Origin of the sequence: Cupriavidus sp. USMAA2-4 (assembly GCF_001854305.1) — a bacterium.
Taxonomy (GTDB): Bacteria; Pseudomonadota; Gammaproteobacteria; order Burkholderiales; family Burkholderiaceae; genus Cupriavidus; species Cupriavidus malaysiensis.
The window spans coordinates 258,154-276,582 of the sequence record NZ_CP017750.1 but is presented as its reverse complement, the minus strand read 5'-3'; the positions used below and the strand labels follow the sequence as shown (position 1 = coordinate 276,582).

The following is an 18,429-nucleotide window of genomic DNA, read 5'->3' as shown; positions in this document are numbered from 1 at the left end:
CAGAGGCTTTCCCAACGCGCGCGGCGCGTGAGGAAAGCCCCCGGGGATACGGGGAGCTTGAGGGGACGCGGCGGACTCCCTTGTGGGGAGTCCGCCAGCGTGAATCAACGACGGAATGGAATCCCGTCCAGCGCCCGTGGGAGCGCGAACGGGATGTCGTCGTCCATGTCTTCGAAGCCGCCACTGCGCGGCGCGCCGCCGCCGGCGTATCCGCCGCTGCGCGGCGAGCCGTAGCCGGCGTTTCCTGCCGGGGCGGGTTGTGCCGCAGACGCCTGCTGGCCGCTTCCCGACGCGCCGCCGCGGTTGCGCGCGGCGCCGTTGGGCTGGGCCGGCGCCTGCCGGTTGCTGTTGCCGTCTTCGCTAAAGCCGTTGTCCCCTTCGGAGTTCCCCCCTTGGCGACTGCCCAGCATCTGCATCTGATCCGCGACGATCTCGGTGCTGTACTTGTCCTGGCCCGACTGGTCCTGCCATTTTCGGGTGCGGATGCGGCCCTCGATGTAGACCTGGGAGCCTTTCTTGAGGTACTGCCCGGCGATCTCGGCCAGCTTGCCGAAGAAGGACACGCGGTGCCACTCGGTCAGCTCCTTCATGTCGCCGCTAGCCTTGTCGCGGTAGCGATCGGTCGTGGCCAGACGGATGTTGGTCACGGCGTCACCGCTGGGCATGTAGCGGGTCTCCGGGTCGGCGCCCAGATTACCGACCAGAATCACCTTGTTGACGGATGCCATGGTTACTCTCTCCTTGAATAATGGCGGTTAGGCGACTGCCTTGCTGCTGATATGGCGCACGTCGAACTCGTTACGATGGGTCTCGATCCACTCGCCCGGCTGATCCGGGTCCGGGACCTGGACCGGCATGCGACCGAGCATGGCGATACGCACGTGGTCACCGACGCACAGTCGGCGGGTGCTTGCCAGCTCCCCCAGGTGTTCCCCGGTAAAGGATCGGCGTGCGCCGCCGGCGCGCTCGAGCGTGATCGTGTACGACCGGTATTTCCGGCGGCCTTCCGGCTTGTACTCGCGCATGCCCATGTCGACGATCCGACCGACCTCGACCTTCAGCGGCTTCGTGTCATCGGGCTGATGCAGTGCCGTCACCGTTGCGCTGGCCAGGGCCGGCGTAGCGGTCTGGCCGTGGCCCGACGACGACGCATTGCGGCGACGACGCTTGGCGCTGCCTGACGCCGAGACGGCGACCTGGTCCACGGCGGACACCGCAGCCTGGCTTGTCTCGAAGGCGACCGGTGCGACCACCGCGGCGATTTCACGCTGCGCCTCGTACAGCAGGCGGGTCAACCAGACGGCGTTGCTCATACAGAACGGAATGCCCGCTTGCGCGAAGGTTTCGCGGGTGAGCGTACCCATTTCTGCGCGCTCCACCTTGCCTGCCGGGCCGACCGACTTGATGGTGCGGCGATAGTGATCGCGATACTGATAGAGGACAATGACGCGCCCGTCGATCGCGACCGTCTCGATGCAGGTTGCCCCGCGCATCTCTATCCCGCGCAAGGCTGCATCGGGCGTACCGCCGGCGGCGAGGCGCTTCAGCTCGTTCACATCGCGTACCGCCGGGACGGGCGGCGTAGCTTGAGGGGCTTCGGCGTCGTCGTCATGTTCCGCCTCTCCCGAGGCGGCCTCATCGTCTTCTGGCTCCTGCGGGATGCCCAGTTGCTCCTGAAGCCAGGCCAGCTTGCGCTCGGCTTTCTCAGGCTTTGCAATTAGCGTGTACGGCACCAGAATCAAGAACATCACCAACCACAGCAAGCCGCGTGGTGCGAGCTTGAGAAGTCCCCACACGAGCCGGAACACCGGCTTGGCGATCCACAGCAAAAGGCGGAAGAATTTTCGATGAATGGGCAGCATTATTGGTTCCTCCAGTTGCCGAGGTTGACGTAGTCGTCGAGCTTCTCCGCGACGGTCGCGGCGAAGCTCTCGCCAAGCGCCATACGAATCACGCGGAACAGTTCGCGCAGTTCCTGATGCAGGCTGCGGGCAAAGCTGCGACGCACGCGCGCGACATCCATGTCCAACTCGTCGCAGACCGCGTCGAATGGGGCGATGGCGCTGTGCTCGAACAGACCGAAGGCCCAGCAGAGCGCGTCGAACAGGGCGATCTTCTCGGCCCAGAGGTTGGGAAGACCGAAGAAGTCGCTACCGTCTGCTGCGGGTGCCGCCTCGTGTTTCTTCTTGGCGGCCTGGAAGGCCACCACGTCGTCTTGCAATCCGCTCCACAGCGAAACGGCGACCCTGCTGCAAAAAACTTCCAGGTTCGCCGAGGACAGACCGTCGATGCTCATGCGGTCCGACTCCTTGCCTTCAACCTTGGGAATCCTTGCGGTGGCTGGCATGACCTGTTCGCCGAACAGGTCCAGCAATTGCTCTTTCATGTTGCTCTCCACGGTGCCCACGACTGGGCGTTGAAATCTTGGGGAGCAGCTTTCCGGGGAGCACGAAGGGGTGCCGCCTGGAAAGCCAAGCAATTGCGGGGTGGGGAAAGGAGCAGCGGGGAGGCAAAGCCTCCCCGCTGCAGACGTCGCTAAACCAGCGACGGGATGTCGATGATGGCGTCGGCCATGGCGTTAAGCTCTGGCGTCTGCGAGATGAAGAACTCCCGCTCGTACCCGCCGGCGGACAAGACTGCCCGCTTCATAGCCATGTACTGCCGCTTGCGATCCGGGTCCAGCGGGCCGTCAGCTTCGTCCGAGAACAGCGTCTGGACGCCGCCACCGGTACCGTGAGCCATATGCACCGCCAGCGCGCGCACGAGGCAGTCGTTGATCCAGACGCGTTCGCCGCCGCTCATGAGTCCGAGCAGCTTGGTTTCACCGCGGTCGGCGTCCTGGACGTGGATCTCGAATGTCTCGCGCTGGGTCCCGCCCTGCGTCGTCCGCTGGGTTGCGAACTGCACGGCAAACCGGCCACCGTAGCACTCTTCCAGCAGGTGGTTGCAAAGCTCCGAGATGGCAGGGCCGGCGTCGTCGATCGACAGGGCGATCAGGCCATCGTTGGATAGGCACTTGGCAAGCAGTTGCCAGTAAGCCTGTTCGTCCGAAAGCGCTGCAGCCTGCGCTGCCAGGATCTCGCGCGAGCGCGCCATTTGCTCGACGGCAGCCGCGCGGACTTGAAGCACCTGTATTTGCCCCTGCGCGGTGTCGGCGGCGTGTCGCGCGGCAGAAAGCGCCTGCTGCGCGGCGGAGAGCGTGGCTTGCGCCTGACGGTGAGCGGTGTCGTCCACTGGCACTGGCAGAGCCAGCAGCATCTCTTCGAGTTTGCGGGCCTGTTCGACATGGGTGACGGCCAATGCCTGCTGGCGGATGGCCAGGTCAGCGTCGAGTTCGGTCATGCGCGCTGCCGTCTCGCCGATCTGCGTGACGAGTTGCTCCTGAAGCGCGACGAGCGCCCGCAGGTTCTCCGCTGCTTGGGGAGCTTCTTGCTTGGCGGCAACCAGGGCCTCCCGCTGGCTCGCGGCTTTCGTGAGGGAGAGAAGGTGCCCATTTGCCTCGGCAAGCCGGCGATCGAGGTCGCGAAGCTGTTGGTCCCGGCCCTCCAAAGCATTGAGCTGCTCGGTCAGGCCTACCATCTGTGCGCGTTCCGTCTCGAAGGCCTTGCGCAGATCTTGCAAGACCACGATCTCGCGCGGTAGGTTCGCCTTGGCCTGATTGGCGTGCGCCAAGAGCGGGCAGCGTCCTTGCAGTGCCTGGCCGGCGCATGGCACCTCTTCGATCAGCTTGGCAGTCGCCTGCATCGTACCGACCGCCTGCCGCTTAGCCGTCCCATCCGCGATTGTTTTCTGGTGAGCCTCCCGCGCCGATCCCAGTGCGCCGCGCGCCTGGATCAATGCCGGAACGCAAGGCGTCAGACGGGAGCGCTCAGCGGTGAGGTCGGTGACGGTGGCCTGGATGACACTGAGCTGGGCGTACGCTTGCTCGATGGCCGCTTCCTGCGCGATCAACGCCTCCCGGCGTGACTGATCCGTCTGCAGTCGCTGGGCTTCGGATCTGGCGCCGGTGAGTTGCTGTTGCGCGGCGGCTTGGGTGGAAGCAATCTCGCGCCGGCGGGCGTCAGTCTGCCGTGCCGCTTCGGTTTGCTGGGTGGCCAGGTCGGCCCGGGCGGCGCGAATCTGCTCCTCGAGCTGCTGTCGCTGCGTTCGCAGCGACGCCTGTGCGTCACGCTGAGCGCTCAGAGCGGCGAGGGCTGTCGCCGCCGTGGTGGCGGACTCCTGAGCGTGCTCGGCACGCAGCTTGGCGTCTTGGAGTGCCCGGTCCGCATCCTTGGCCTGTTCCCGGATGATGGCCGCCTGCTCGGCGTCGGCTTGCGCCTGGCGCAGTTCGGCCTGTACGCGGCTCAACTCGGCGCCCAGAAGCTTTGCGACGGCGGAGGCCTTGGCGCCTTCTGAACGGATCGCATCGTGACCGAGCATCGAGGAGAGCAGTGACTTGGTGTCACTGGCGCTCATGCCAGACAGCGGAACGCGCGACTGCGAGGCGTAGTGGGCGGTGAAAAACACCTCAGGCTTGCCAAGCAGGTGCTCGATACAGGCGTCGTAGGTGTTGGTTTTGCCGTCCGACACGGTGCCGTCAGGCAACCGGACCGGGATCCATTGGCCGTCCTGCTCGACCGTCAGGTAGGCATCCTGCTTCTGGCGCTTGCCGGACTGCCGGAAGACTAAATCAGACCGGTAGGTTCGGCCGTGGTGTTCCCATTCGAGATGCTTGGCGGCCTCAGGGCCATAGATGTGGTCCCAGTAGGAGAAGCCGCCCGGTGAGGGGCTGGATGCATGGAATGGCATCACCCGGAAGGGGTGAAGATTGTCCATGAGAGTCGTCTTTCCTGTGCCATTCGGGCCGGCCAGTGCGACGAGGGTAGCGGAAGAATCGATGTTGCGGAGATCGAGCTGAATCTCGGACTTGCCGAGGCCAGAACGAATGCCGCAGAAGTTTTCGAGGCGAAGCAAGTGTGGTTTCATTTCCAACTCCTGCCGCATTCGCGGCGAATTCGAAACCACAAAACTGATCCATAAGCCTGTCGGGGGCACATGGATCAATTTGCAACACCTGAACATGCCGGTTTGCCCGGCGAGCCTTCACTGTAAGCGGAATCGACGCGGCTGGGAAGGGGCCCGTGGGTACCGCGGGGCGCCCGCCGATGGCGGAAAAAACAAAGCCGGGCGACAGCCCGGCTTTGTTCCATCTTGCAGTCGGAGCCTGTCGGCTCCCTCATTGACTAGACGGATTGGTCCCGGGTCGCGGTCTTCCGCTTCTCGAAATTCCGCATCATCAGCATGAACAGTGCGCAGATTGCGACGCCTGCAGCGCTTACGAACAACATTGGCATCATCGTCACTATCCTTGGAATCCCAGCAAGCCCAGCAAAAATAGTACCACTCCCCAGGCCAACAGGCCGCCGCAGCGGCCGAGGTCGGCGAGACTGGATATGCCGCTGCCGAATGCAAGTGTGAATGAGCCGATCATGCTGGCGGCCGCAAGGGTGTGCAACAGGCGCCCGGCGGCTTCGAGTTGCTTGCTGTTGGGGGCCGCCAGGGCGCTGCGGATGCCGCGAAGGAGTTTTCGCAGTTGCTTCATGGGTAACTCAGCTTTGTTGCCCGGCGGACGCCAGCCCCGCGGGCTAGAACCCGCAGGGCTGATTGATCTGGATGCGCGGCATACCCCGTCCTTCAGGGCGGGGAAGGATAGCGCGGACGCCGTAGGCGTCCTTGCCAAGGGGGAAACGGCTGGTACGATCTCTCTATGCAGCGACTCCAAGCCTTCAAGTACGAACTGATGCCGACCGGCGAACAGCAGCGCAACATGCGCCGATTCGCCGGGGCGTGCCGGTTCGTCTACAACAAGGCGCTGGCGATGCAAAAGGAGAATTGCGAGGCGGGCGGCAAATTCATCGGCTATGTAGCGATGGCCAAGCAGCTGACCGCGTGGCGCAACGGGGCTGAAACGCCGTGGCTCAAGGATGCTCCGGTCCACCCGCTGCAGCATGCCCTCAAGGACCTGGAGCGGGCGTACAAGAATTTCTTCGCCAAGCGTGCGGCGTTCCCGAAGTTCGGCAAGCGCGGCCGGCGCGACAGCTTCCGCTACCCCGATCCCAAGCAATTCAGAATAGACCGGGCGAACGCTCGCATCTTCCTGCCCAAGCTGGGTTGGATGCGGCTGAGGTTGTCCAGAGAGGTACTGGGTACGCCGCGCAATGCCACGGTGAGCCTGTCGGGTGGCAAGTGGTTCGTGTCGATTCAGACCGAGCGTGAAGTCGAGCAGCCGGTACCGCGGGCCACCAGCGCGGTCGGCATCGACGTCGGCGTGGCACGGTTCGCCACGTTCAGTGACGGCACATCCCTGGCCCCTCTCAACAGTTTTAAGCGACACGAGGCCCGGCTGCGCAGAGCGCAGCGGTCCATGAGCCGCAAGGTGAAGTTCTCGAACAACTGGAAGAAGGCGAAGGCCAGAATCCAGCGCATCCATATCCAGATCGGCAACACCCGACGCGACTACCTGCACAAAGCCACGAGCGCTATCAGCAAAAACCACGCGATGGTGTGTATCGAGGACTTGCAGGTGAGGAATATGTCCAGGTCCGCAGCGGGCGATGTCGAGACGCCGGGTAAAAACGTTCGGGCCAAGTCCGTCCTGAACAAGAGCATCCTGGACCAGGGCTGGTTCGAGTTCCGCAGGCAACTCGACTACAAACTTGCCTGGTCTGGAGGACTGCTCATTGCCGTGCCGCCGCACAACACGAGCCGGACGTGTCCGGCCTGCGGGTGCGTGAGCGCCGGGAACCGTCCCAGCCAGGCCGTGTTCCGCTGCATCGAGTGCGGGCACGAGGACAACGCCGATGTGGTCGGCGCGATCAACATATTGGCGCGGGGACACCGCGTTGCAGCCTGTGGAGAGGGCGTCAGTCTTGGCGCAAGCCAAGCAGCCTCGGCGAAGCAGGAACCCACCGAAGCGACTATGCATGGGGAAACCCATGTGTAGCACCGTAGGGATCCCCTGCCTTCTGGCAGGGGAGGATGTCAAGAGATGCTGCCTATCGGTAGCGCTTTAGGTCAGCTTTTTCAGCCTCGATCCAGCCCTTGAGCCAGATGACGCGTTGGGCCGTGCTGGCTTCGAACCACTGGCTATGCTCGGCGTCCATGAAGTAGAAATACTGTCCGGCCACGTCTCCATGCCGGATTCCGGCAGCGTCCTGCAGCAATCGCAGGGCTTCGTCCAGATCGGGGACCGTTGCGGCATGGGCCAGCAGGCCCGGTGAGATTGAGTCAAGGCAGATCGGCATGTCTGTCCCCTATCCATTGATCAACTGGGGGACGTGGGCGAAGCCCCGGCTTCGTCGAGGGCGGTGGCAACCAGCCAAACGACACTGCCGGCCCGCGCGCAACGAATCTGCTCATTCGTGTAGCAGCCCCAGACCGCCCGCAAGGCGTCGATCAAGGACTCCCGTTGGGCCCGCAAGCGGGCGTTCTCTTCAAGAAGTTCTGTGTGAGTCAAGGTGTGTCTCCTGAATGAAGCTTGTACGGTCAGACGTTCAGCCGTTGTCTGACTGTGACGAACCAGTGGCGGCGCCGTCCCCGTTCCAGGCGGTCGACGGTGGTGAAGGGGTGCCCGCAGCAGTCGTGCTCGCAGCGGCAGGCCGTTTCGAACGTGTCCCTGAGCGCGCGACGGACCAGGTCCGCTGCCACTCCGGTCGGCGCCCGAACGGTGTGGATGCTGACGCCAGGGTCGGCCCGGCTGGTGCGGGAGCGCAGTAGCCGGAATTCCCCGACTGGGGCGCTCGCATCGAGCGCGCTCCAACCGGCGTTGTAGTGAAAGGTTGTTCGGAGATAGCCGCTAAACCAGCGGCCGCGAGTTGTGGAGGCCATGCAGAGTCCTTGGGGTATGCCGGCGACCTCTGGCCTCGTATCGCCCGGTCTATAGGGGAAGCGGAGCCTGATCGGTCGCGCGAGTCGTCGCTAGCGCGGATTCCTGTCGTAGAACCACATGGCGTACGTCATCGCGCGATGGGTGTCGGCACATGGCCCGCCAATCGAACGAGAGCCGGACGGGCGATAGCCAGCAGCGCTTACGGCCTCGCGCACAGCTGCTACGAGTTCCTCGGCAGTGACTAAGCCACTCGGGGAGCGGACGACCAGGTAGAGGCCTGGTAGGTGGTTGAATGGAGCGGCGAACGTCGGGCCCTCAATAATCGTGATCGGGCGGCTTGGTTTCCGCAGCGCCTGCTGCGGGCTGGAAGTCAAGTCAGTGCTCATGTGGAGTCCTACTTGGAAGGGGGGCCGCCTGCCGGCGGCCCCCGGGGATGGCTATGCGAAGAGGTCGTCAGTGACCCATTCCGGTACGGAGGCATCGTCCTCGCCGGCCGTCGCCGGACGAGGACTGAAGGCGTGCGGCAGCTGCTGCGGGGGGATGTCGGCGGCGGCCGGTACCGACAGCGGTGGGGCAGCGCCCCCGTCGCTGGCGCGCTGCGGTGCCTCCATTGCGCGTACCGAGGCGATGATGGCGGCGGCGATACCGTCCGGGGCGTCGGAGGACAAGAGTGCCAAGCGTTCGCACAGAGGCTCCGCCGGCGACTGTGTGTGCTCGCACCACATGCTCACCTTGTCGGCCAGGCTGACGGCGGTCGAGATCCCAGCTGCGCGCTGCCGCGCCACGACCAGAGTCTTGCCTTCGAGCTTGACCTCGGCGGCGCCGGCGAGGGCGATCTTGATGGCGGCGCGGTCGACGGATTGCAGGTGCTCCTCGTCGACCAGATAGCGCACGCGCACGAATGCGCCCTCGCAGCGGCTGGCCAGTTCCCGCACTACCGCCATGTCCGGCGGCCCGTCGAAGGACAGGTCCATGGTGACGCGCGAGGGCGTCACGAAGGCTGTGTAGTCGGCGCGGCCAGGCACGATGTCCCAGACCAGCGCGCACTTGTCTCCCAACTCGCCGTAGTGGAAGCGACCGATCGAGCCGGCGTAGGCGATGACCTGCTGCCGGGCGCCGCTAGCGCGGCGCCACTCCTGCTGCTTGTGTACGTGCCCAAGCGCCACAGCATCGGTGTTCGCAGCAAACAGAGACCCGAGATTGAACTCGTGGTCTTGTCCCGCCATCGGGACACCATGCTCGGACTGGCAACCGTCGACGGTGCCGTGCCCGATCAGCAGAGTTGCGACGCCCCGTTGGTAATGGCGGGTGTTGGCCTCACCGAAGTGGGCCAGCAGCTGGTGAAGGACTGCTCCGACTTCCTCGCCGGCGCGCGCGGCGCCGGCGGAGGCAATCAGATCCGCCTTGTTCACCGTCGGCAGGCAGGTCACCACCAGGTCGGCGGGCCCGTCCCAGACAAGTCCATCGCTATGCCATTGCCCGTCAACCAGAGCGATCTGGCCGATGCGGTCAGCCACAGCGATCGGATGGTGGGCACCGACCAGCTCGAGCGCGCGCAGCAAGCCGGGCGGCTCGTGGCTGAACGTGCCCTGCAGCAGCAGCAAGGGGCAGTGGTTGGCCAGGCGTTGAAGCTGACGTGCGAGGTCCCTGAAGGCGGGCTCGTGCGCGTCGAGCGCATGGTCGGTCGCGTCGCCGGTGACGACCGCGGCGTGAACGCCTGCGGCGATCGCGTGATCGACCGCAGCCCCAGCGCAGCGATTCGACTCTGCGCGGTTCTTTGATGAATAGTGAAGGTCACTCAGATGAGCGATTTTCATAGGGATGTTCCTCCGATCCTGCCGCTGACGCGGCGATGTGAAGTTGAGGAACGGCTGTCTGCTGCGTGCCGAGACAGCACGCAGTAGAAAGCCCCCGGAAGTCGCGGGGGGGCGCTGGCCTGTTACGACAGGCCGCGACGGATATCGTCACCGGTGATGGTGAGAAGCCAACGGGCGTCGTTCTGGCGCGGCCAGCTGGCGTGAAGGCAGAAGCCATCTGACTGCGGTGCTTCGGTGGCGGCGGCCCCGGCTAAGAACGGAAACCGTTCGTATGAGCACTTATGGATCGCGTTGCAGACCTGGAGGGTGGTTCGAACCGCCGACAAGCCAATGAATGCCGGCTGCTCCAGAGTCCGCAACGCTGCCGTGGCCTGCCGAAGGGTGTTGTGGTCCTCTTCCACTGCCGCGCGCGCGGCGAGCCGCTGAAGGCGCTTGCGGACCGGCAACTGAGCGATGTCCTTCCGTGAGGCTTTCGGAAAGAGCTTTCTGACAAGTCGCTGCAGGTGGATGTTCAGAAGCGGCATGAGACCTCCGCCATGCCGCCTGGGTCGCGTTGGGCTGCCGCCGGGTAGATCTGTTCCCAAACCGCGGGAAGTTGCTCGCCGCATTCCCATTGCGGCGCGGTTGCGGTAGCGCTCCAGTGATAGAAGGAGGCCATATCGAGCATCTCAACTTGGCATGCGCTGGCCGCCTTCACGCGATCGGCGCCGAGCACGTTAAGGAAGGCATGAGATAGGCCCTTGCTGGTGATCAGATTCGCTGCCCAGAGCCGCCAGGTTGCTGCGGCGACCGTCGGGGATTCTGCGGCAATAAGGATGTAGCTCAGTCGAACCCGTTGCTTGGGTTGGGGCTCGGCCTGCACCACTGTGTAGATGGCTGTCATGGTGGACTCTCGTAAGAAAATTCCGCGAGGCGCCGAGAGCAGGACTCTCGGCGCTCGCGGACCATGCAGTTACGCGGTGATCTTCTGGTCGTCCAAGTACCCCAGCATCAGGCTGCTGGCGTAGTTGGCGCCGCGCGCAGCTAGAGCAGCAAGTTCTTGTGCTGCGCTACAGAGCTTGGTGACGTCGTGCGTCCAGCCATTGCCTAGCTTGGCCTTGAAGTAGCGCTTGCGCAGAATGTCCTCGATGCCGCTTTGCAGTGCGGCGATCTCGAAGCTCAGCCGCGCGTTCACATACTCGCCGTCCTGGCCGAGGCTGGTGAACACTGCTTGGACACCGCGCAGCGCAACATCATCCGTAGACCAGCCATCGCCGTACCGGAGGCCTGCCCAACGGCTGATCACCTCCGGATCCCCGTTGCTGTCATTGACGATACGCAGCACCTCCGCTTGCCGTCCCGGGTCATATTCGGGCGCAGGCGAGCTGCCGGCGGCTGTCTCGGCACCCGACTCATCCACCGGCGCCGCCGCAGGCGTAGTGCTCGCGCAGCTCGTGGGGGCCGCAAGCCAAGCCGCGGGCACAGTGGAGGCGCCAGGCCCGGCCAGGACGGAGGCGCTGGACAGGCTCAAAGCCTTGGCCATGTCCAGGTCGGCTGTCAGCTTCGGCACCCACTGAAGACCGAGCCGCTTGTTGCCCTCTTCGTCATAGTAGGTCCGCGTCTCCTGCACCTTTGTGAGCCAGTAGATCGGCTTGCCCGGCTGGAACGGGTTGAAGCGCGGAATCGTACCGAGTGCCGCCTTGATGCGCATCAGATCGGAGAAGATGCCCTCGGCCGCGTACTGGCTCGTGGTGCCCATTACGACGGGCCCGACGGTCGGTATGCCGGGGACGTAGAAGTGCAGTTCACCGTGGAACTTGCACAGCCCCTGCATGTACTCCTGGCAGGTCTCTGGCACGCAATCGCCGCGCGGCACCAGGTCGCGCCGCGGCATGAACTTCATGCGCTGGGCGCGCTGCTGCTTGATCTGCTCCGGTGACACGGGCTCGCGGTACATGCAATATCGTTTGCCGTCGTGCCCGTAGCGCGACTCATAGTTGACGGAGCCGCCGTAGGCCTTGAAGGCATGCGGGAAGAAGTCGAGCAGCTGGTCGGTATGGAAAACGATCGGGAAGCGGTAGAGCCGCGCCGGACCGTCGCCCCGGATTTCCCCGTGGCGCTCCAGGATCAGTTTGGCGAACTCCGGCATTTCGAAGTCGGCCGCGTTGACGTTGAAGTACTGGGTGTTGATCGGTCGGGTGGGATGGGGAATGTGGCAGCGCTCGGCGATGGCTGTCTCCACATCCTTGAACTTGATTTGGCCGGCGAGCGCCGGTGCGAACAGGGCGACTGCTTGGGGATTGCTCCGGGCCTTGGCCGTGAGGGCCTTGGTGCCACAGCGGATGCGGCCCGACACGTTCAGGCGTGCGGTGCCATTGTCGATGCGGTCCGAAAGAATGGACTTCTGCATGATTTCTCTCCATAACGGCGTCGGCCGTAACGGGTTATCCACCGGCATATCCGGCAGATCTTCATCAGTGCCTCTGGGAGGCGTGCGAAGTCCGTGTACCTGCGCACTGGAATGGACCAAGCCATTCCGCTGCATAGGCAGCACTGCGGTCTACTGGTCGTCGATGCTGTCCTTGTCTCGGGAGAAGAAGAACGGGTCGACGGGATTGCGGTCGGAAGCGGTGTCGTGGCGAAGAGCCAACGCAACTGCGACTGCTGCCAAAAACAGCACCAACGTGAAGGCCTCCATGAATGTGATCCTCCAAGAGATGGAAGTGCCCGCCGGACGAGCGTCGGGCGGGATATTGCGGAAAATGCGGGGGAGCGACAGCCCGCTATGGGGTGTCGGGGCGATGGCGAACGGCCTAGGCGGCCGTCCAGGGAAAAACTGAGGTCGCTAGCGAAATCGCGAGGATAAACCTGGCAATTCGCCGGCTGCATGCCGTGTACGCGGCGAGGAAGTTCGGAAATGATACGACTTCCTTTGCCACGCGCCAAGCAGCGATTCCGTCAAGATTTCATCGGGCATTCGCCGAGGTAGCTGGGGCAGTGGGCTGGCAGCATCTAGTCCATGTCACAGAACAGCCAGCTGGTCGTCAAGCACGCCCGACGAGTCGAAGAGGTCCGAACACCATCCGAGTCCAGGCCCGTGATCCGCCTGCGGACCACACTCGGCAGCCGGCTTGTGCGCCGCGACTTCCACTTGATGTCGACCAAAATGCGCGCCTGCGCGCACCAGAGCGGCTATCGCCAGACCGTACGGGATGACCTATCTTTGTTCGAGCTGGAGGTGGCGAGGTTCGTGCGGATGAGTCGTCAGATCCGAGACGTGCCATCGTCAGTGTTCGTGGCCGAGGTTCAACTCCGCCTAGTCTGCGCCGAAAGCGCGCGGCTTTTCCATGCAATGAAGGCGTTTGACTCGGCGCTCAGCTGCCTCTTGGTCGCCTTGATGGACGGCAAGATTGACGTGGAGAATGGTCTTCAACCGATGCTACGACCGGTCCTGTTTGCCTACAAGATGCTCAAGCAGAGCAGCCTGAAGATGAGAGAACAGCGGACCGCTGCCCAGCTTGCGGCTGAGCTTGGGGTTGACTAGCCGCCGGCGCGGCTTCGGTACTTGCCCTCCGGCGCCCGCGGGATGCCCGATTCGGCGACGAATGGGCTTGTCGGCCGCTGGCCTGCGGCGCTCACGGTTAGCCGCTCCCGCGCGCGGGTCATAGCGACATACATCAGGCGCCGTTCCTCTTCCAGACTACCGTTCTTTGACGGCCAGGCCTCGTCCTCCGCGCCGAGGATCCAGACGCGGTCGAACTCAAGGCCTTTGGATGAGTGGGCCGTCATCAGCGACACCGGCTGCCCGGTAGCCGCTTCTCGTGTGCGGCGCTGCCGGCTTGCGAGCCGCAATCCCTCCAGGCGCTCGCGGGGGCTGATCCCAGACGGGGAAAAGATCGATGCCGCGATCTCGACCATTCGCTTCGATTTTTCGTCCTTCGCATGGAGCGTGAGCCATTCCTTCATGCCATGCAGCATGATTCGGTAGAGTCCTTTCTCATTCAAGTCGGACCAAGCCGCATGGCGCTTGGCGAAGTCCGTCCAGGATGCGATGGCGTCGGACGACAGGTCGGTGCGCTCGAAGTCCTGCTTCGCCCCGATTCGAACCGTGTTTCCGAAAAGCTGGCGAATCTGCCGCAGATCGGCCTCGAATACCCCCGCCCACCCCAGGACCTGGTCGATCGCGCGCGGCGTGCACTGCGCCACGGTCTCGATAAGCGAGCCGAAGAGAGCGACCTCGGGCTTGTCGAGCACGGATTCGCCGTCGGCTCGACGATAGGGGAGATCGCGGGCGACGAGCAACCCCTCGATCAGGTCAAGGCGGCGGTTGCTGCGGGCGAGCACCGCGATCGTCGCCTGGTCTCGCAAGGCATCCTCGACGCCGACCAGGCAGGCTTCAGACTCCAGCTCGAAGTCGCCGAAACGCTCCCACTCGACCGCGCCGCCGAGGCCCTTGTTCGCGCGGAGAATCTTGTCGATACGTCCCCGATTGGACTGGACCATCTTGCCGGCGGCACCCAGGATTTCCCCATGGCAGCGATAGTTCACTCCAAGGAGAATTGTGTCGGCCTTCAGGTCCTTGACCAGCCGTTCCATGCAGGCGAAGCCAAGAGCTCGGCGGAATCCGTAGATCGACTGGTCGTCATCGCCGACACAGGTGAGGCGGCAGCCCGCGGCGGCGTGCATCTTGATCCACTCATACTGAACTTCGTCGGTGTCCTGATACTCGTCGATCAGCAGATACTCGACGGCGAGTGGCGTGAGACTACCGTCAGCCAAAGCGGCGTTCGTCTTGAGGAGGATGTCCTGGAAGTCGATCTGACCATTGCGCGAGAGGATCTGCTGGTAGGTCGCAATGAACGTCCGGTGGCTACCCTCGAGCGCGCTCTCCCGGTTGTTTGCCTTCGCGTCCTCGATGAGTCGGCTGGCCTCGTCCATGTCGAGCTTGATGCCCGCCTCAGCAAGGGCCCGCCGGACGTAGCCTCGCCGCTCGCCCTCGCGGACAATATCCCAGTTTCGACTGCCGAAAGGGGAGCGCATTCGGGAGAGAATCGACGTGCCAAACGGTGTTCGCGCTTTGGGGAACGCCATCAGCATGTCGATCGAATGGAACGTGCCGACGAGCAGTCGGTCGTTGGAGCCCTCGCCCGCGAGGGCGACCGTGCGCCCCCGCAGTTCCAGCGCTGCGTCGCGTGTGAAGGTGACCGCTGCCACCCGAGCGCCTTGGGACAGGAGGAAAGCGGCCTTGGCGGCCAACGTCTTTGTCTTGCCTGATCCCGGGCAGGCAACGACCAGGCAATGCTCAAGGCATTGCGCGGCTTGCAGCTGCTCGGGGTTCAGACCATGCAGCAGCCGCTCGTCACCGCCCATCAGAGTACTTCAACGTCGATCGCGGGCTGGTCGAGGCCTTCAGACTGGGAGCGCTCCTGCAACTCGGTCACCGCTTGCACGATTGCGGTGTCACCCTTCGCTTCGGCCCCCGTCTGCCGGGCACGCCGTGGGCGGGGCCCAGCGGCCTTGTTGCGCGCCGAATGGAGCTTGATGTTGGCCTGCGCCGCGAAGCGAAAGATGGGGCGGATTCTCGCCTTCGTTTGGTACCGGACCTGATCGACTTCCGCGCTGTCGATCTTTCCGTTCCACTCGAGGTTGGCCATGATCCCCAGCAGTTGGTCGTACATGCCGTAGATCCCCTGCAGCCGAAGCCCTTCGGCGGAGCGGATCTGGATGGTCTCGTCGTAGCCCGGCGCGACATAGGTGACTTCGATCAGTTGCTCGTCGTCGTCCGATGCGCCGTAGTCGTTCTGCGCGTGCGCCTGGGTCTCGGTGCGATACATCTCCCGCGTCGCTGCCAGGTCCCGCTTCACATCGGCTTCGAGGTCCGCGATGAGCGACTGGAGCGATTCACGGAGCGCGCTGGCGTTGGCATCGCCCACAAGCGAGCCAGCGCGGCGGCGGATCAAGTCGGCCGCTCGGTCAATGATGTAGAAGAAGCGGGTGAAGCTCGACGCGACGACCTGCTCGTTGATCACGACGTGACGCTGCACCGACGGAATGCCGGGCACCTTGACCAGCAGCTCTCGCTTGCCGCGCTCACGCTGGTTCCGCGCGCGGCTGATCGCAGCCTGGACGGCAGCGGCGTCTTCCGTCTCCGGAAGCTGCGCCGGCTGGTCCTTGTCGAGATCGATGCCGCCGACTTCCAGCTTGTCGCCCGCGAGGGCGGCGCCAGCGTCGGCTGCGGCGAGATCCAACTCATCGGGAGGGGCGCTGGCGCCCTCGGTTCTGCCCAGAGCGTTGTCGGGATCGAGTTGATCGTTCATGTGCTTTTTCCTCAGATTTTGGCAGGGTGCGAGCACATGATCAGCCAGGACAGGGCGGCGCCCGGTGCGAAAGCAGCATCAAAAATGACCGGACTCGGACAGAGGGTCAGAGACCTTCGAGTAATGACGAAGAGGTAGGAACGCTCTAGATGTTTGCGACATTTGTCGCAAGATCGGAATCCGCTAACTATCTGATAAATAAGAAGAACGGATGTGAAATTTTTGCTAGAAGCGGGCGCGGCTTAGCGCATATTTCGCAGGTATGAGGCAGAAAGCGTCGTCGCTTGCGCGTCTTCCCGGGAACTGCGTCAATTCGGCAGCACATTCCTGTCGCAATTGGCGCGGTCGATGTCGAAGCGGCTCGCATGCTACTGGCATGATCCCAGCCACCGTGATTTCCGCGATTCTCCTCGTTGCCTACGGATACCTTGTCTCGCTACCCCCGGCAACGGGGCTAGGCTACGTCGGTCTCGTCGCCGTGACAGCAGGCGGAACAGCGCTGTGCCGATTCGGTAGGGCGCTCGCGCTCTACACTGGTGCGTCTTGGTGTGTGGCCTGGTCAGCGTACGCGTCTGGAACTCCTGTCGCGGTCAGCGTGTTGGCCCAGTTCGCGTACGTAGTATTGATGGCTGCGCCTGCAGCGTTGCCCGGCCGTTGGTGGATGCGCGGCCTGGTCCAAATACTTGCCCCCTCAGTCCCGCCTTTGGCCTATTGGCTGCCTCTGCCGCCGCTGGCCGGGGCGGGGTGGATCTTCCCTGGTGCCGGCGCGTTTGGGGTAGCCGCGTTCGTCGCGCTCGCACTTGCTGTCGGCCGCGCTTCTGGCGCAGCCGCGGAGCGGACGCCAGCGCCTCGGCGCCAAGCCGCGCTGGTGCTTGCGGCGGTCGCGTTGGTTCACATAGGAGGGCGGTTGATGATCCCGGTACCGGGTGCACCCGCCGGCTGGGAGGCTTGGTCGATCTCGTCCGCCGAAGCACCTCCACTGTCTCTCGAAGAGGCTGTTGGCGTTGAGATATCGCTTGCGCGCCGCCTCACCACCGAGAAAGCAGTCGCAGTGATTGCGCCAGAGAACGTACTTGGCACCTTGCCTCTGGCTGGCATGCGCTTGCTAAAGGAGACGCTACGCCCGGGCCAGGAGATGCTGGTCGGAGGCATCCAGGTCGAACACGGTCGCAGATGGAAAGGTGCGTGGGTATTGCCACACGGGTACTTCGTCCGGGCAGTGGCGCCCATTCCTCTTATTGAGCCTTACGGAGCGGAGTACTCGCGTGTCGGGGAGACAGTGATGCTCCAGAGGACCCCGGCAAGCCTACTCGTTTGCTTTGAAGCGAGCACCTCGATGCCGCTGTTTCATCTGCACGCTGGCGTTCCGGTGATCTTGATTGCAAACGGATGGTGGGATACGGCAGGCGCATTGGATATTCAAGAGGCAATTGCTGGGTCGTGGGCGCGCGTATTTGGCTTGCCTCTGATCACCAGCGCAGTGCGTCCGTGAATCAGGAAAAACTTTGATATCGATTTGCTCCCCAATGGGCCTCGCATTTCGGCTGAAATGGAGGACATGACATATTCGACCCGCCCTAACCTAAAGGCCCTGATCGGCACCACTACAACGATCGACTCGCCTAGGATCGTTGAGGTTCCCCAGGTCATCCGTGAGACAGTCGCAGAACCAGCAGGTTCGAGGTGGACTGTCAGCTTCACTCTTACGCCAGTAGTGAACGTCCTGCGGGCGCGGATCTCGTGGAGGAAGGTTAGGACGACAGTTCTGATTGCGACCTTGCCTCTCGCGGCGGCCGCCACCGTGCAGCAGTTTTACTCACATCGCGTCGAGGCGCGTGTCGCACCACACACGGCACCTGCGCAAGCGGAAGCGCAACCGATAGCCAGTTCCGAGGCGAGCGAGAAAGCGGCGGACGCATTAGCCCTGTCTGCCGGACCTGGTGCAGAGCCGAGACAAGGGGAAGCCCTTCAACCTGGACAGGCCCGACCGAACTTGCCTCAGGCCCCCCAGCCAGGGGCGCAGGTCGTGGCCGACTCGGCTCCCGCGCAGCGCGCACAGACACCTCAACCGTATCAGCCTGCGAAGGCACCTGTGGCGGTCGCATTGCCAACGCCCGATGCAGCATCGGCCATGCCCTTGCCGGCTGGCGATGCTCTACCGCCGGCGACGAAGCGCGCATTACCCACCCATCCGGCCGCACCAAAAACCTCTTCAGCAGAGGACGCTGCCGGAGTCAGTGTCACCCTGAAAACCCAGCCAGTGCCGCAGGAGCGGGTTTCAGCCGCTCCCGTAAAGTCCCGCGATGCGGCTGACGGTCCAGCGCGCCCCGCGGTCCACTCGTCATCCTCCCGGAATTAATCACCATGCTACCCAGCCAAGTGTCGGCCCCCACCGCCCAACGCCAGGCGCCCACGATCGGACTCGTGGGGGAGGGCGCTTCTAACACGG

At 63.9% G+C, this 18,429-nt stretch carries 16 protein-coding genes; 3 read left to right on the top strand and 13 right to left on the bottom strand.

Annotation, left to right across the window (positions count from 1 at the left end; genetic code table 11):
* Positions 1–104: 104 nt before the first annotated feature.
* From BKK79_RS37345 to BKK79_RS37325, 5 genes are all read right to left on the bottom strand, one after another.
* Entirely contained in the window at positions 105–728 is a 624-nt protein-coding gene (locus tag BKK79_RS37345; protein ID WP_071040737.1) for a single-stranded DNA-binding protein, read from the bottom strand.
* A gap of 27 nt (positions 729–755) precedes the next feature.
* Positions 756–1,862 (bottom strand): hypothetical protein, encoded by a 1,107-nt coding sequence (locus BKK79_RS37340; protein ID WP_071040736.1) that lies wholly within the window; start codon positions 1,860–1,862, stop codon positions 756–758.
* The gene (locus tag BKK79_RS37335; protein ID WP_157128699.1) at positions 1,862–2,386 is read right to left on the bottom strand and encodes a hypothetical protein; all 525 of its coding nucleotides are present in this window, start codon (positions 2,384–2,386) and stop codon (positions 1,862–1,864) included. Before BKK79_RS37335 ends, BKK79_RS37340 begins: the two co-directional genes overlap by 1 nt.
* A gap of 149 nt (positions 2,387–2,535) precedes the next feature.
* Positions 2,536–4,965, bottom strand: a complete 2,430-nt coding sequence (locus tag BKK79_RS37330) for a hypothetical protein (protein ID WP_071040734.1) — start codon at positions 4,963–4,965, stop codon at positions 2,536–2,538.
* A 376-nt stretch (positions 4,966–5,341) separates the two neighbouring features.
* The gene (locus tag BKK79_RS37325) at positions 5,342–5,581 is read right to left on the bottom strand and encodes a hypothetical protein (RefSeq protein WP_071040733.1); all 240 of its coding nucleotides are present in this window, start codon (positions 5,579–5,581) and stop codon (positions 5,342–5,344) included.
* A gap of 165 nt (positions 5,582–5,746) precedes the next feature.
* Here BKK79_RS37325 and BKK79_RS37320 point away from each other — a divergent pair, with 165 nt between their 5' ends.
* Positions 5,747–6,982: an RNA-guided endonuclease InsQ/TnpB family protein gene (locus tag BKK79_RS37320; RefSeq protein WP_071040732.1), complete on the top strand. Its 1,236-nt coding sequence runs from the start codon at positions 5,747–5,749 to the stop codon at positions 6,980–6,982.
* Positions 6,983–7,034: 52 nt separating this feature from the next.
* Here BKK79_RS37320 and BKK79_RS37315 read toward each other — a convergent pair whose 3' ends face one another.
* The 6 genes from BKK79_RS37315 to BKK79_RS40960 all read right to left on the bottom strand — a co-directional run bounded on the left by BKK79_RS37315 (position 7,035) and on the right by BKK79_RS40960 (position 12,361).
* Positions 7,035–7,283, bottom strand: coding sequence for a hypothetical protein (locus tag BKK79_RS37315; RefSeq protein WP_071040731.1), 249 nt, complete (start codon positions 7,281–7,283; stop codon positions 7,035–7,037).
* Between the two features lie 1,021 nt (positions 7,284–8,304).
* The gene (locus BKK79_RS37305) at positions 8,305–9,684 is read right to left on the bottom strand and encodes a metallophosphoesterase family protein (RefSeq protein WP_071040729.1); all 1,380 of its coding nucleotides are present in this window, start codon (positions 9,682–9,684) and stop codon (positions 8,305–8,307) included.
* Positions 9,685–9,806: 122 nt separating this feature from the next.
* A complete protein-coding gene (locus BKK79_RS37300) occupies positions 9,807–10,208 on the bottom strand; it encodes a hypothetical protein (RefSeq protein ID WP_071040728.1) in 402 nt (133 codons plus the stop codon).
* Entirely contained in the window at positions 10,196–10,567 is a 372-nt protein-coding gene (locus BKK79_RS37295) for a hypothetical protein (RefSeq protein ID WP_071040727.1), read from the bottom strand. The genes BKK79_RS37300 and BKK79_RS37295 overlap by 13 nt, the downstream gene beginning before the upstream one ends.
* A gap of 69 nt (positions 10,568–10,636) precedes the next feature.
* Positions 10,637–12,073 carry a recombination directionality factor gene (locus BKK79_RS37290; RefSeq protein WP_071040726.1) on the bottom strand — a complete coding sequence of 479 codons (1,437 nt, stop codon included), beginning with the start codon at positions 12,071–12,073 and terminating at the stop codon, positions 10,637–10,639.
* Positions 12,074–12,223: 150 nt separating this feature from the next.
* Positions 12,224–12,361, bottom strand: coding sequence for a hypothetical protein (locus BKK79_RS40960; protein WP_157128698.1), 138 nt, complete (start codon positions 12,359–12,361; stop codon positions 12,224–12,226).
* Between the two features lie 321 nt (positions 12,362–12,682).
* Here BKK79_RS40960 and BKK79_RS37285 point away from each other — a divergent pair, with 321 nt between their 5' ends.
* Positions 12,683–13,207 carry a hypothetical protein gene (locus BKK79_RS37285; protein ID WP_071040725.1) on the top strand — a complete coding sequence of 175 codons (525 nt, stop codon included), beginning with the start codon at positions 12,683–12,685 and terminating at the stop codon, positions 13,205–13,207.
* Here BKK79_RS37285 and BKK79_RS37280 read toward each other — a convergent pair.
* Entirely contained in the window at positions 13,204–15,033 is a 1,830-nt protein-coding gene (locus BKK79_RS37280) for an ATP-dependent helicase (RefSeq protein ID WP_084085795.1), read from the bottom strand. The genes BKK79_RS37285 and BKK79_RS37280 overlap by 4 nt on opposite strands.
* Positions 15,033–15,980, bottom strand: a complete 948-nt coding sequence (locus tag BKK79_RS37275) for a hypothetical protein (protein WP_071040724.1) — start codon at positions 15,978–15,980, stop codon at positions 15,033–15,035. Before BKK79_RS37275 ends, BKK79_RS37280 begins: the two co-directional genes overlap by 1 nt.
* A gap of 910 nt (positions 15,981–16,890) precedes the next feature.
* Here BKK79_RS37275 and BKK79_RS40955 point away from each other — a divergent pair.
* Positions 16,891–17,472, top strand: coding sequence for a hypothetical protein (locus BKK79_RS40955; RefSeq protein WP_157128697.1), 582 nt, complete (start codon positions 16,891–16,893; stop codon positions 17,470–17,472).
* Positions 17,473–18,429: the final 957 nt, after the last annotated feature.

Excerpts from the sequence above, each read along its gene's own strand:
- BKK79_RS37345 (WP_071040737.1), bottom strand. The coding sequence starts at position 728 with ATGGCATCCGTCAACAAGGTGATTCTGGTCGGTAATCTGGGCGCCGAC.
- BKK79_RS37340 (WP_071040736.1), bottom strand. The coding sequence starts at position 1,862 with ATGCTGCCCATTCATCGAAAATTCTTCCGCCTTTTGCTGTGGATCGCC.
- BKK79_RS37335 (WP_157128699.1), bottom strand. The coding sequence starts at position 2,386 with ATGAAAGAGCAATTGCTGGACCTGTTCGGCGAACAGGTCATGCCAGCC.
- BKK79_RS37330 (WP_071040734.1), bottom strand. The coding sequence starts at position 4,965 with ATGAAACCACACTTGCTTCGCCTCGAAAACTTCTGCGGCATTCGTTCT.
- BKK79_RS37325 (WP_071040733.1), bottom strand. The coding sequence starts at position 5,581 with ATGAAGCAACTGCGAAAACTCCTTCGCGGCATCCGCAGCGCCCTGGCG.
- BKK79_RS37320 (WP_071040732.1), top strand. The coding sequence starts at position 5,747 with ATGCAGCGACTCCAAGCCTTCAAGTACGAACTGATGCCGACCGGCGAA.
- BKK79_RS37315 (WP_071040731.1), bottom strand. The coding sequence starts at position 7,283 with ATGCCGATCTGCCTTGACTCAATCTCACCGGGCCTGCTGGCCCATGCC.
- BKK79_RS37305 (WP_071040729.1), bottom strand. The coding sequence starts at position 9,684 with ATGAAAATCGCTCATCTGAGTGACCTTCACTATTCATCAAAGAACCGC.
- BKK79_RS37300 (WP_071040728.1), bottom strand. The coding sequence starts at position 10,208 with ATGCCGCTTCTGAACATCCACCTGCAGCGACTTGTCAGAAAGCTCTTT.
- BKK79_RS37295 (WP_071040727.1), bottom strand. The coding sequence starts at position 10,567 with ATGACAGCCATCTACACAGTGGTGCAGGCCGAGCCCCAACCCAAGCAA.
- BKK79_RS37290 (WP_071040726.1), bottom strand. The coding sequence starts at position 12,073 with ATGCAGAAGTCCATTCTTTCGGACCGCATCGACAATGGCACCGCACGC.
- BKK79_RS40960 (WP_157128698.1), bottom strand. The coding sequence starts at position 12,361 with ATGGAGGCCTTCACGTTGGTGCTGTTTTTGGCAGCAGTCGCAGTTGCG.
- BKK79_RS37285 (WP_071040725.1), top strand. The coding sequence starts at position 12,683 with ATGTCACAGAACAGCCAGCTGGTCGTCAAGCACGCCCGACGAGTCGAA.
- BKK79_RS37280 (WP_084085795.1), bottom strand. The coding sequence starts at position 15,033 with ATGGGCGGTGACGAGCGGCTGCTGCATGGTCTGAACCCCGAGCAGCTG.
- BKK79_RS37275 (WP_071040724.1), bottom strand. The coding sequence starts at position 15,980 with ATGAACGATCAACTCGATCCCGACAACGCTCTGGGCAGAACCGAGGGC.
- BKK79_RS40955 (WP_157128697.1), top strand. The coding sequence starts at position 16,891 with ATGATCCCGGTACCGGGTGCACCCGCCGGCTGGGAGGCTTGGTCGATC.